We start from the raw sequence: 12282 nt of genomic DNA on the forward strand, positions 1-12282 counted from the left end.
GCCGTTTCGAGGCTGATGGTATCGACATCCGCTCTTTCGCATCCGATCGCTGAAAGGATAGCCGATGACGATACCGACATCCTATCTCAACCACACGGACGCCGAAGCCGCGCGCCAGGCCCGTGCGACCTATCGCGACGGCCTCGTCGCCCCAACTTCCGGCATTGCACCCGGCTTCACGCAGGCGAACATGATTGTGCTGCCGCGCGACTGGGCCTTCGATTTCCTGCTTTACGCGCAGCGCAATCCCAAACCTTGCCCGGTGCTGGATGTCTCCGATCCCGGTTCGCCCACCACGCTTCTGGCACCCGGCGCCGATCTCAGAACCGACCTGCCGCTCTACCGCATCTGGCGGGACGGCAAGCTCGTCGAGGAAACGGCTGACGCCACCGCCGCCTGGGCGGAGCGTGACGATCTTGTCGCCTTCCTGATCGGCTGCAGTTTCACCTTCGAAACGCCGATGGTGGAAGCGGGCATCGAAATCCGCCACATGACCGACAAGAGCAATGTGCCGATGTATCTCACCAACCGGCCCTGCCGCCCGGCCGGTCGACTGAAGGGCAATATGGTCGTTTCCATGCGACCGATCCCGGCGTCGCGCGTCGCCGATGCCGCGACGATTTCCGGGCGTTTTCCGGCCGTGCACGGGTCACCCGTGCATGTCGGCGCACCGGAGGAGATCGGCATTACCGATCTTGCAAAACCCGACTTCGGTGACGCGGTACGGATCGAGCCGGGCGAGGTTCCGGTGTTCTGGGCCTGCGGCGTCACACCCCAGGCCGCCGTGATGGCGTCTGGCGTGCCCTTTGCGATCACCCATGCACCGGGGCACATGTTCATCACCGATATTCCCGATTCAGCCTATCACGCGTGAGGACATGATGCGTTTTCTCCCCGTCAGCCTCACCACCATTCTTGTCGAACTCGCCGATCTCGATGAAACGCTGGCGCTTTTCGCCTCGCTTCAGAACGATCCGGTGGAAGGTATCGAAGAGACGGTGCCGGCTGCCCGCACCCTGATGATCCGCTTTCGCCCTGAAAAGATCGGTGCCGAAGCGCTGGCCGCGCGGCTGGCAAGCCGTGATCTTTCCGCGAAAATAGCGCCTTCGGACAATCTCGTGGAAATCCCCGTCCACTACAATGGTGAGGACCTCGCCGATGTTGCCGAACTGACCGGCATGAGCGTCGAAGAGGTCATCCGCCGCCACACCGAAAGCGAATTCACCGTGGCCTTTTGCGGTTTCGCTCCCGGCTTCGGTTATCTGGTCGGCGGCGATCCGGCGCTGCATGTGCCGCGCCGGCAAAGCCCGCGCACCCGCATTCCGGCTGGTTCAGTGGCGCTGGCCGGCGCCTTCAGCGGCGTCTATCCGCAAAACAGCCCCGGCGGCTGGCAGATCATCGGCACCACGCCGGTCAAGATGTGGGATATAGACCGCGATCCCGGTGCACTTTTTCAGCCGGGTTACCGGGTGCGTTTCTTCGACATGGACAAGGCCGGCAAAACGGTCGACATCCCCGTCTCGGCACCGCGCAGCGCCGGGAAAGACCGGGCAAAAGCAGGACCGCATTTCGAGGTGCTCGCAGCCCCCATGCCCGCCATCTTCCAGGATCTCGGCCGCTTCGGCCAGACCGGTCAGGGCGTTTCGGCCTCCGGCGCACTGGATCGCGGCGCGTTCAATGCCGCAAACCGCATAGTCGGCAACCCCGTCAACACGCCCTGTCTCGAACTGACGCTCGGCGGATTTTCCTTCCGGAGCACGAGCCGTGCCGTCATCGGCGTTGCAGGAGCGCCCTGCCCCGTCACCATCACCACAACGGATCGCAGCTTCGCAGCAAAGACCCATGGCCCGGTGTCGCTCGAACCCGGTGATGTGGTCACTTTCGGCCAGCCGCCGAAGGGCATGCGCTGTTATCTTGCGGTGCGCGGCGGCTTCGATGTCGAGCCCGTGCTGGGCAGTTTCGCAACGGATACACTGGCTGTCGTCGGCCCAGAGCCGGTGGGTGGAGGCGCCATCCTGCCGCTTAAGGGCGAGAAGAGCGGCCTTTCCAGCGTATCGATCGATGAGGTTCAGGCCTTCGAAGCGCCGGCAACCGGCGAGGTCGTCACGCTGGACGTCGTTCTCGGACCGCGAACGGACTGGTTCACGCAAAAGGGCATCGAGACGCTGACCGGCCAGCTCTGGCAGGTCACCCCGCAATCGAACCGGGTCGGCATCCGCCTTGCCGGCGACGTGCCGGTGGAGCGCAAGGACAGCGCCGAATTGCCGAGCGAAGGCACGGCGACCGGGGCGATCCAGATTCCCCATAGCGGCCAGCCGGTTCTCTTCCTTGCCGACCATCCGCTGACGGGCGGTTATCCCGTCATCGGCGCTGTCGCCGAATATCATCTCGATCTTGCCGGGCAGATCCCGGTGAACGCCAAAATCAAATTCCGCCCGATCGGCCCCTTCGCCGAAATCGCGGCCAAGAACACATAATTCCGAGGAGAAGAGCGATGAAAAAAGTGCTGATTGCCAATCGCGGCGAGATCGCGGTGCGCATCATCCGCGCATGTCGCGATTACGGCCTGCAATCGGTCGCCGTTTATGCCGATCCCGATCAGGATGCGCTCTTCGTCCGGCTCGCGGATGAGGCCTATGCGCTGGAGGGCGTGCGGCCGGCCGAGACCTATCTCGATATCGCCAAGCTGATTGCGATTGCCAAACGCGCCGGCGCGGATGCCATTCATCCCGGTTACGGTTTCCTGTCCGAACGCGCCGAATTTGCGCGTGCCGTTCTCGATGCCGGCCTCATCTGGATCGGCCCCGACCCGCACGTCATCGAGGCACTGGGCGACAAGGTAGAGGCACGGCGCATTGCCACCGGCGTCGGCGCACCGCTGGTCGCCGGCAGTGACGGCCCGGTTTCTTCCGCTGCCGAAGTCACGGCCTTCGCCGAAGAACACGGCCTGCCCGTCGCCATCAAGGCGGCCCATGGCGGCGGCGGTCGCGGTCTGAAGGTTGCGTGGAAGATGGAAGAGATCGCCGATCTCTACGAATCCGCCGTGCGCGAGGCAACGGCCGCCTTTGGCCGCGGCGAGTGTTTCCTTGAGCGCTTCCTCGACCGGCCGCGCCATATCGAGGCGCAGGTTCTGGCCGACAAGCATGGCAATGTGCTCGTCCTTGGCACCCGCGATTGTTCGCTGCAGCGCCGGAACCAGAAGCTGATCGAAGAGGCTCCCGCCCCGTTCCTCTCCGCCGAACAGCGGCAGAAAATCCATGCGGCTGCAAAAGCTATCTGCGCCGCTGCCGGTTATTCCGGCGCCGGCACGGTCGAATTCCTGCTCGGCGTCGATGGCACGATTTCTTTCCTCGAGGTCAATACGCGCCTGCAGGTGGAACATCCCGTTACCGAAGAAACCACCGGTATCGATCTCGTCATCGAGCAGTTCCGTATTGCTGAAGGCCAAAAGCTGCGGGTTCTCGAAACGCCGGAACCGCGTGGCCATTCGATGGAATTCCGCATCAATGCCGAAGATTCCGGCCGAGGCTTCCTGCCGACCCCCGGCTCAATCTCGCTTTTCGACGCACCCTCCGGTCCCGGCATTCGCGTGGATAGCGGCGTCGTCAGCGGCTCCAGCGTGCCGGGTGTGTTCGACTCGCTGATGGCGAAGCTGATCGTAACCGGTGCCGACCGCGATCAGGTTCTGCGCCGCGCCCGCCGCGCGCTGAAGGAATTCCGTATCGAAGGCATCGCCACGGTGCTGCCCTTCCATCGGGCCGCAATCGAAACCGAAGACTTCGTCGGCACCGACGGTTTCAAGGTTCACACCCGCTGGATCGAGACCGATTTCGCCGCCATGCCGGATGCCATGGAGCGCCCGGCACCGGCCGACGACCCTTCCGTCACCCGCACTTTTCTGGAAATCGACGGCAAGCGTGTATCGGTCGGTCTGCCCAGCCTACTGCTCTCCAGCCTCGGTGCGGTTAGCGGCAACAGCGGGGCTGTTCCCGGCACCGCCGCCCCCAAGGAAAAGGAAGGCGAAATCACCGCCCCGGTTTCCGGCACCCTGCAATCCTTCAAGGTAAAAGACGGTGATGCGGTGTCGCAAGGCGATCTTCTGGCCGTCATGGAAGCCATGAAGATGGAGACGCAGATTGTCGCCACCAAGGCGGGCAAAGTCCGCCTCATTGTCAAGGAAGGCGACTATCTGCAGGCGGGCGCAGCCCTTCTCGAGATAGCCGGCTAATATACGGACAGGCCACCGGCCTCACAATTGCAGATCGCGCATGGCCGGCGGCGGAACCCTTTCGCCGCCGGGCCGTTTATGGCGCGACCTGCTAACGACTGTGAGGGAAATATGGCCGGACGCACCTTGCTTCAGTTCTTCCATTGGTATTATCCGGACGGAGGGAAATTATGGAGCGAGGTAGCCGAAAAGGCCGAAAGCCTTGCGAAAATGGGCATCACCGATATCTGGCTGCCGCCCGCCTATAAGGGTGCTGCCGGCGGTTATTCGGTCGGTTACGATACCTACGATCTTTTCGATCTCGGTGAATTCGACCAGAAGGGCACCGTCGCCACCAAATATGGCGATCGCGCCGCCCTCGAACATGCGGGCCGGACGCTGAAGGAAAACGGCATCCGCGTCATTCATGACGTGGTTCTCAATCACAAGATGGGTGCGGATGAAAAGGAAAAGGTACGGGTTCGCCGCGTCAATCCCGAAGACCGTACCGAAATCGACGATGAGGACTTTCAGGCGCTGGCCTTTACCCGCTTCACCTTTCCCGGCCGCAACGGCAAACACTCCAAATTCATCTGGGACCTGAAGTGCTTCAGCGGTGTCGACCACATCGAAGAGCCGACCGAAGACGGTATATTCCGCCTCGTCAATGAGTATGGCGATGGGGAATGGAATGAGGAAGTCGATCAGGAAAACGGCAATTTCGATTATCTGATGGGTGCCGATGTCGAGTTCAGGAACCGGGCGGTTTACGAAGAGCTCAAATATTGGGGCCGCTGGCTCTCCGAGCAGGTGCAGGTCGATGGCTTCCGTCTCGATGCCGCCAAACATATTCCGGCCTGGTTCTTCCGCGACTGGGTCGGCCATATGCGCGAAACGGTCGATCCCGATCTTTTCGTCGTGGCGGAATATTGGCACCCCGATCTCGAGGCGCTGAGAAGCTATCTCGAACTCGTCGATAAGCAGCTGATGCTTTTCGATGTCGCGCTTCATCACAGCTTCCACGACGCCTCGAAACAGGGCGGCGATTTCGATATGCGCAGCATCTTCGATGGTTCGCTTGTGTCCGCCGTTCCCGACCATGCCGTCACGCTGGTCGACAATCACGACACGCAGCCGCTGCAATCGCTGGAAGCGCCGGTGGAACCCTGGTTCAAACCTCTTGCCTATGCGATCATCCTGCTGCGCGAAGAAGGTGTGCCCTGTGTCTTTTATCCCGATCTGTTCGGCACGAGCTATACCGACACCGGCAATGACGGCAACGAATATAAAATCGATATGCCCGCCATTGAATGCCTGCCGAAGCTCATCGAAGCCCGCAGCCGTTTCGCCAACGGAGCCCAGACGGATATTCTCGACGATGCAAGCTGCATCGCCTTTATTCGCCACGGCACTGCCGATGCGCCGGGCTGCGTGGTGGTGATGTCGAACGGCGAGCCGGCGGAAAAGCAGATCGATCTCGGTCCCGATCACGCCAGGGCGGTCTGGCATGACTTTCTCGGGCACCGTGAAGAACGGATTACCCTCGATGAGAGCGGCAAGGGCGTCTTTCCCACCAATGGCGGCAGCGTCAGCGTCTGGGTTGCCGCCGATTCCGAGTGAGGAACAACCGTTCCGGTTCGGAAATCCCGTTCATTCCGCAGAAACGAGGCGGCGCGGACCTGCGCCGTCATCGGCCAGAACATCGTTCGGATTGCGCAACGGACAATCATCCAGCGAAAGACACCCGCAACCGATACAGCCGGTAAGCTGATCGCGCAGCATGATCAGGCTGTTGATGCGAAGCTGCAGCATTTCCCGCCAGGATTGGGAAAACCTGCGCCAATCGGCCGTCGTTGCCACCCGATCCTGCGGCAGATCGGCCATCGCATCCCTGATGATGCTGAGCTGTATACCCGCCCGCTGCGCGATGCGGATGATGGCGATACGCCGCAGGACCGCGCGATGATAACGACGCTGGTTACCGGCGGTTCGCCAACCTTCAATCAGCCCCTTCGCCTCATAAAAATGGATGGTGGACACGGCGATGCCGCTGCGGCGGGCAACCTCCCCAACCGTCAGGCTGTGCTTGAATACGGTATTTTCCATTCTGGCTCCTGCTTCCGTCACGATTTCCGCTCGGAAACGCGGAAACATAGTAAAGAGCAGCCGGTATAATTCCTCAACCATAGTTGAGGTCAATAGGCGATAGCCCAAAAAAAAGAGGCGCCCAAAGGCGCCTCCAAATTTCGTGAATGTGGCCACGGATCAGAACTTCGCTGTCATGCTGATCCAGAAACGGCGGCCTTCCATGACGGTGTTGAAATCGTCGGTGCCGACATCCTTGTCGAAGACATTATAAATGGCGGCATTGAGATCGACATTTTCGGCAACCGCATATTTCGCGCCGATATCGAGGGTCGTGTAGGCGTCATATTTACGCCCGGCCTTGCCGTTGATCGTCACAGGCGTGCCGTTGGTGCCGATGCGTGGGCCGGCATTGATTTCCGATCCGTGGTAATTCAGCGAGGCCCAGGCTTCCAGACCGTCGATTGGGGTCACCCAGTCGCCGCGCAGATTGGCCATATGTTCCGGCGTGCGCGCCAGCGGGAAGCCTTCATAATCGCCGGTTTTCTGTTCGGAATGGGTATAGGTATAGTTGCCGCGCAGCGTCAGGTCCGGCGTCGCATACCATGTCGCCGTCAGTTCCACGCCCTGAATGACCGCATCATCGATGTTGTAATTGTACCAGAGACGATAGTTGCGGTCTTCGCTCCAGCGGGCAGGCGTTCCATCCGGATTGAGCACCAGCGCGTTGGAAATCTTGTCCTTGAAATCGGTATAGAAATAGGTAGCGCCGAGAGCGACGTCGCCATTGTCCCAAAGCGCAGCCACTTCATAGCTCGTGCTCTTTTCCGCCTCGAGGTTGGGATCGCCGATGATCACGCCGCAGGTGCCGCTCGGGCCATAGGTGCAACCGCCACCACCCGTCGTATAGGCGTAACCCGGTGCGATCTGGCGGATTTCCGGGGCGCGGAAACCGGTAGAGATGCCGCCCTTGATGGTCAGTTCCTCGGTCGCGCTCCAGACGCCATAAAGGCGCGGGCTGAAATGATTGCCGTATTTCTCGTGATTATCGAGACGAAGACCGCCCGTCAGCGCAAAATTATCGACAATGCGCCATTCATCCTCAAGGAAGAGCGCCCATTGCGTCGCCGAAAATGTCTCGTCGCGGCCGGTGCGGCGTCCCGGGTTCTGGTCGGTCAGCCGCGCCTCGAAATATTGTCCGCCTGTGACCAGCGTGTGGTTGCCGAACAATTCGAACGGCGTCGTGAACTTGCCATCGAGAACGGTGTTGCGCACTTCCGGCGAGCGCGGGTTTTCTGTCACGCGGCCGGTGCGGATATTTCTGGTGAAGTTGGTACGCTCCGCCCATTCCTGCTGGAACGAGAATTCGGATGTGGTCGGCCCCCAGCGGCCGGTATGCGACAAAGACCAATGGTCGCGCGTATTGGTATTGTAGGTGCCGTTGGCGTCCGTCGCCGCCAGCGTGTCGCCGGGCTCGGCGCTGCGGCGCAGCCGCGTCTTGCCGCCTTCGAGATAGATGTCGTGATCTTCGTTCGGCGTAAACGTCAGACGACCGTTGAAATCATATTCCTTGGCGCCCGTGGTGCCGCTCAAAATACGGTCTTCGCCGCGTGTGAAACCCCTGCCCCAGAGCTGCAGACCGAGCTGGTCCTTCAGGATCGGTCCGTTGGCGTACCAGGAGACCTGGCCGCTATTGCCGAATTTGGAATGCTGTTGAACCGTGCCCTCGGTGGTGACGGAACCTGACCAGACATCGCCGACCTTGCGGGTGATGATGTTGATGACACCGCCCATGGCATCCGAACCGTAAAGCGAGGACATCGGCCCGCGCACCACTTCGATACGCTCGATCGCCGAAACCGGCGGCACGAAACTCTGTTCGAAGCCGGAATTGCCGTTGGTGCGGGCATCGCGCGTACTCTGCCGCTTGCCGTCAACCAGAACCAGCGTGTAAGCACCAGGCAAACCGCGAATGAAAATATCCTTTTCATTGGCAATGCCGGTGACGGATACACCCTGAACTTCCCGCAGGGCATCGGTCAGATCGCGATAAGACCCCTTTTCCAGATCTTCCCGCGTCACAACCGTGATGCTGGCCGGAGCGTCCTTCACATTCTGCTCGAAACCGGATGCGGTGACGACGATCTGCTGAAGAACCGTGTTCCCCTCAGACGCCTGCTGCGCAAAAACGGGCAGAGCAATGCTAAGGGCCGTTCCCGCCATTGCTGCCGAAAGACCGGCCTTTATTATCGTCGCGGACTTTTCGTGGCCGCGGTACTTCAATTCCATGTTATGCCCCCGCATTTAACTTGAGAATTTAACCCCACTTATTTAGGAGGGAGTGCGGGCGCAACGCGTTTGTTTTCGAACAGTTCTAAATTCCAGAAATTGCAAAAAGGGCTCCCCGGACGAGCGGCGGAGTAAAAAAATCGCAAGATGACAACCGGCAAGAGAAAAGATGAACCCGCTTCCACGACAAGGCCAGACAGGCTTGGGCTGCTGAAACTACTTGTCGCTTTCGATGCGTTGTTGCGGGAAGGCAGCGTCAGCCGCGCGGCGGCGGGCATGGGACTGCCGACATCTTCCATGAGCCGGATATTGCAGCAGCTGCGCGAAAGATACGGCGACCAGCTTTTTCTGCGCACCGGTCAGGGCCTGCGTCCCACCCCCTTTGCCGAAAACATGCGGCTGCGCATTCGTTCGCTGGCGGCGGAGGCCGAGAACCTGATCGACTATTCGCAGGAAAAACCCGCCGCCCCGGCCAACGCCAGTGCAAGCGGCTGGGAGCGGCCTGTGCTGATGAAGGCGCCGCCGCTTTCGCTTCGCCCCAGCGTTCTTCTGGAAGGTCAGCCGACACCGGAAAACATCGCCGACCGTCTCGCGCGTATCGGCCACAATGCCGATCCGCAGCAGAGGCTTGCCAAATATATTGCAACCTCGGCGATGGGCATCGGCAACAGCCGCCCGCTCAGCCAGGTGGAAGCGATGGATGCGCTCTCGATCATTCTCGATGGCGACGCCGACCCTATACAGATAGGCGCGCTGCTCGCCACCATGCATTATCGCGGCGTGACCGCGGCGGAGCTTGCCGGTTTCATCGAAGCCATGTGGCGACATATAGAGAGGAACCAGCAAGGGCCTGCATCGGCGGATCTCGACTGGCCCGCTTATATGTCGCCGAAACATCGCGATGCGCCATGGTTCCTCCATTCCGCCCGTCTTGTCGCCATGGCGGGGTACAGCGTTCTGCTGCACGGGCATGTGGGGCAGGGAGAAAACGGCGGCAAGCTTGAACTTGCAGCACAGGCCTGCGGCATCCCCCTTTGCCACTCGCTTTCGCAGGCGGCGAAAGCCACAGCCTCGGAACGCATCGCCTACCTGCCGATCGGTGGTCTGTCCCTGCAGTTTCAAAGCCTTCTCGGCCTGTACGGCATTCTGGAGATGCGCCTGCCGCTCAACACGGTCGTGCATCTTCTCAATCCGCTTCGCGCCAGAAGCACGATCATCGGCGTCGCCCGCCCGTCCTATCAGGAACTTCATCGGGACACGGCGCGGCTGCTTTCGGTGGAAAACCTCGCCATTCTCGGCAATACGCGGGATTTCGCGCAATTCACGCCGTTTCGCAGCACCCGGATTTTCGGTCTTTCGAAGGGCAGGGATGTAGAATTCATCGTTCCCGCACGCGAAACGCCGCCCGCCGAAATGCCGACCATGTTCACAACCTTCGAATATTGGCGGGCGGTCTGGACGGGTGCCGCAAGGGACGAAAGGGCAGAAACCATTATCATCTCCACGACCGCCATCGCGCTGATGCTGGTCAACGATATGGCTCTGCCCTTCGAGGAAGCCTATGCCCGCAGCCTTCGGCTCTGGAACGACAGGGCGCGCAATCTCGTCAACGCCTGATCAAGGGTCAGGCATTGGCGACCGCCCTTTTCAGCGCCAGATATTCCCAAAGGGCGACAAGCAGAAGAATTGCCGTGCTCGCCAGTTGCAGCACGAAAAGGGGAACACCCGGCACCGGCAAAAGCAGGCAGAGCGCCGCCACGCCGGCAAAGTGCGACACCGGTCGCTGATAGGCGACGGCGATCTTGACGCCGATATTGCCGGCCAGAAACAGGACCGGACCGCCGAGAATGGCGAGCGCCTCGCGCATCGTTGCGCCTTCTCGCGCATGGGAGAGGCTGAAATCCTCACCCACCGCCGTCAGGATGATACCGGCCACGATAGGCAGATGCCCGTAGTTAAAAAGATTATGGGCGATCTTCGCTTTTTCTTCGGCATTCTCGGCTTTTCTCGAAGCCTCCTCCTGCCCGTGATGGAAATAAATCCACCACATCGCCACGGTACTGACGAAAGCGGAGCAGAAGACGATGAATGTCAGGCCCGAATTCATATATTCGGTGGCCGTGCGTCCCGTGGTCAGGATCGTTTCGCCAAGGCAGATGATGACGAAAAGCGCACATCGCTCCGCCAGATGCTCACCGGAAAGATGCAGCCTGTCCTCGTCGCTCGAGGCTACGCCCGGCACGACATAACGGCAGGCGGGGCCGGCATATTCGATTGCAAGTGCGATGCCCCACAGGAGAATGCGATCCGCCAGATCGACGAGCCCACCGGCCAGCCAGAACAGGCTCGATACCACGAGCCAGATCGTCACGCGCACGAAGACCAGAAAAGACTGCCGGTCTTCACCCCTGAACGCATAGAGGGCGAACAGGCTTCGGCCGACCTGCATCACGCTGTAGATCAGGGCGAAAACAAGGCCCTGTTCCGCAAAAGCCTCCGGCAGCGCGATGGCCAGCAGAACGCCGCCGAACATCAGTACAAACAGCAGAATCCTGACCGGCTCCTTTTCCGTGTTCAGCAGGTTTGTGATCCAGGTGGTGTGTATCCATAGCCACCAGAGCGACAATATCAGGATGCCGGCCTCAATCGCCGCCGTCGGCCCAAAATCCTTGGCGAGCGCGTGGGAGAGCTGGATCAGCGCGAAAACAAAGACCAGATCGAAGAATAATTCGGGGAAACTGGCCTTGCCGGCGTCCTGGCCCTCCTGCCTTATCCAGCTTTCCGCATCCGCTTTGCGTCCTTGAAGCTCACCCCCGGTTCTCATTCCACCTCCGCCGCAATATTTCGACCGGTCTTCTCACCATGCCCCCTCACCGTTGCGACAAAGCCTCTTCGCTGCCCGATGCAACCGGGTTCGACCTTCGGCCGGGAAACTCCAGCGCCCGCGCACTGTCGGGATAAAAGCGCGGCCCAATCAGACGGACTTTCTTCCCAGACACGTCGGTAATGTAGTTCGGGGTCGCGGCCTCTGGCGAAAGTGGAATGCTGTCGGCACTGGAAACCGCAAGCGTGCTGACCTCGAGAGGCTGGGCAATTGCCGGCAGGCTCGTCATCGCGGCGAGTGCGGCTGAGAGAAGAAATGATCTTGGAAACATGGGACGCATACCTGGCACAATTATCTGCGCCATAAACAGCCCTCGCCCGCTTTGGTTCCGCCGCTCGTCAGCTATCCCCATCAAGATAGGAGCTATATTGAACATAGTCCGCGCTCGGTTGCCCACCGACGATCTCCGGCGGCCGCCCTTCGCCACCGGGCAGATGGCCAGTGTTTTCGAGTTCCGCCCTCAGGAGCTTTTCGATAGCCCTTTCCCGGGGCAAGGCGTTATCCGCCATGTAGAGGGCGACGGCCAGTTCCATGTCATCCGGAAAATTCATCAGCTCAGCCATCCGTTCCAGCAATCAAGCGCAAACGCAGGACCTTGCAGAAAGTTCAACTTCGTCGCCTCGGCGCAAAGTTTCGTCAGTTCACCGTCCAGTCACTTCCGATGGATCCCGGTTCTGTGGTGCTCGGGCATGCACTTCTATTCAGTACCACACGCCTGTTTTGCCAGGTGCTCCGCGCATACAGATTGCGCTTTTCCGCTCTTCTCGTCGCAATTTCGACGAAAAACACCCTCGACTCAAGCGATTGAAACCAATCA

The 12282-nt window shown here is 60.4% G+C and carries 10 protein-coding genes; 5 read left to right on the forward strand and 5 right to left on the reverse strand.

Annotated features, from left to right (window positions below):
* Positions 1–64: 64 nt before the first annotated feature.
* The 4 genes from L904_RS17070 (at position 65) to amyA (ending at position 5827) form a co-directional block, all read left to right on the forward strand.
* Positions 65–874: a putative hydro-lyase gene (locus tag L904_RS17070; protein ID WP_035260448.1), complete on the forward strand. Its 810-nt coding sequence runs from the start codon at positions 65–67 to the stop codon at positions 872–874.
* A 7-nt stretch (positions 875–881) separates the two neighbouring features.
* Entirely contained in the window at positions 882–2477 is a 1596-nt protein-coding gene (locus L904_RS17075) for a 5-oxoprolinase/urea amidolyase family protein (protein ID WP_035260446.1), read from the forward strand.
* 17 nt (positions 2478–2494) lie between these two features.
* Positions 2495–4228 (forward strand): biotin carboxylase N-terminal domain-containing protein, encoded by a 1734-nt coding sequence (locus L904_RS17080; protein WP_059762615.1) that lies wholly within the window; start codon positions 2495–2497, stop codon positions 4226–4228.
* A gap of 111 nt (positions 4229–4339) precedes the next feature.
* The gene (gene amyA / locus L904_RS17085; protein WP_035259975.1) at positions 4340–5827 is read left to right on the forward strand and encodes an alpha-amylase; all 1488 of its coding nucleotides are present in this window, start codon (positions 4340–4342) and stop codon (positions 5825–5827) included.
* 30 nt (positions 5828–5857) lie between these two features.
* On the opposite strand, the gene soxR is transcribed toward amyA, so the two are convergent.
* Together soxR and L904_RS17095 are read right to left on the reverse strand one after the other, a co-directional pair.
* Positions 5858–6313: a redox-sensitive transcriptional activator SoxR gene (gene soxR, locus L904_RS17090; RefSeq protein WP_003519761.1), complete on the reverse strand. Its 456-nt coding sequence runs from the start codon at positions 6311–6313 to the stop codon at positions 5858–5860.
* Positions 6314–6472: 159 nt separating this feature from the next.
* On the reverse strand, positions 6473–8581 hold the full coding sequence (locus L904_RS17095) for a TonB-dependent siderophore receptor (RefSeq protein WP_059762614.1): 2109 nt from the start codon (positions 8579–8581) through the stop codon (positions 6473–6475).
* Between the two features lie 147 nt (positions 8582–8728).
* Between L904_RS17095 and L904_RS17100 the strand changes: the two genes are divergently transcribed.
* Positions 8729–10198 carry a glycosyl transferase family protein gene (locus L904_RS17100; RefSeq protein WP_035260547.1) on the forward strand — a complete coding sequence of 490 codons (1470 nt, stop codon included), beginning with the start codon at positions 8729–8731 and terminating at the stop codon, positions 10196–10198.
* A 7-nt stretch (positions 10199–10205) separates the two neighbouring features.
* On the opposite strand, the gene L904_RS17105 is transcribed toward L904_RS17100, so the two are convergent.
* The 3 genes from L904_RS17105 to L904_RS17115 all read right to left on the reverse strand — a co-directional run bounded on the left by L904_RS17105 (position 10206) and on the right by L904_RS17115 (position 12016).
* Entirely contained in the window at positions 10206–11405 is a 1200-nt protein-coding gene (locus L904_RS17105) for a low temperature requirement protein A (RefSeq protein ID WP_035260549.1), read from the reverse strand.
* A gap of 46 nt (positions 11406–11451) precedes the next feature.
* Positions 11452–11736: a hypothetical protein gene (locus L904_RS17110; RefSeq protein ID WP_035260558.1), complete on the reverse strand. Its 285-nt coding sequence runs from the start codon at positions 11734–11736 to the stop codon at positions 11452–11454.
* A 67-nt stretch (positions 11737–11803) separates the two neighbouring features.
* The gene (locus tag L904_RS17115; RefSeq protein ID WP_035260560.1) at positions 11804–12016 is read right to left on the reverse strand and encodes a hypothetical protein; all 213 of its coding nucleotides are present in this window, start codon (positions 12014–12016) and stop codon (positions 11804–11806) included.
* Between the last annotated feature and the right edge of the window lie 266 nt (positions 12017–12282).

Origin of the sequence: Agrobacterium sp. LY4 (genome assembly GCF_001526585.1) — a bacterium.
In the GTDB taxonomy this organism is placed as follows: domain Bacteria; phylum Pseudomonadota; class Alphaproteobacteria; order Rhizobiales; family Rhizobiaceae; genus Agrobacterium; species Agrobacterium leguminum.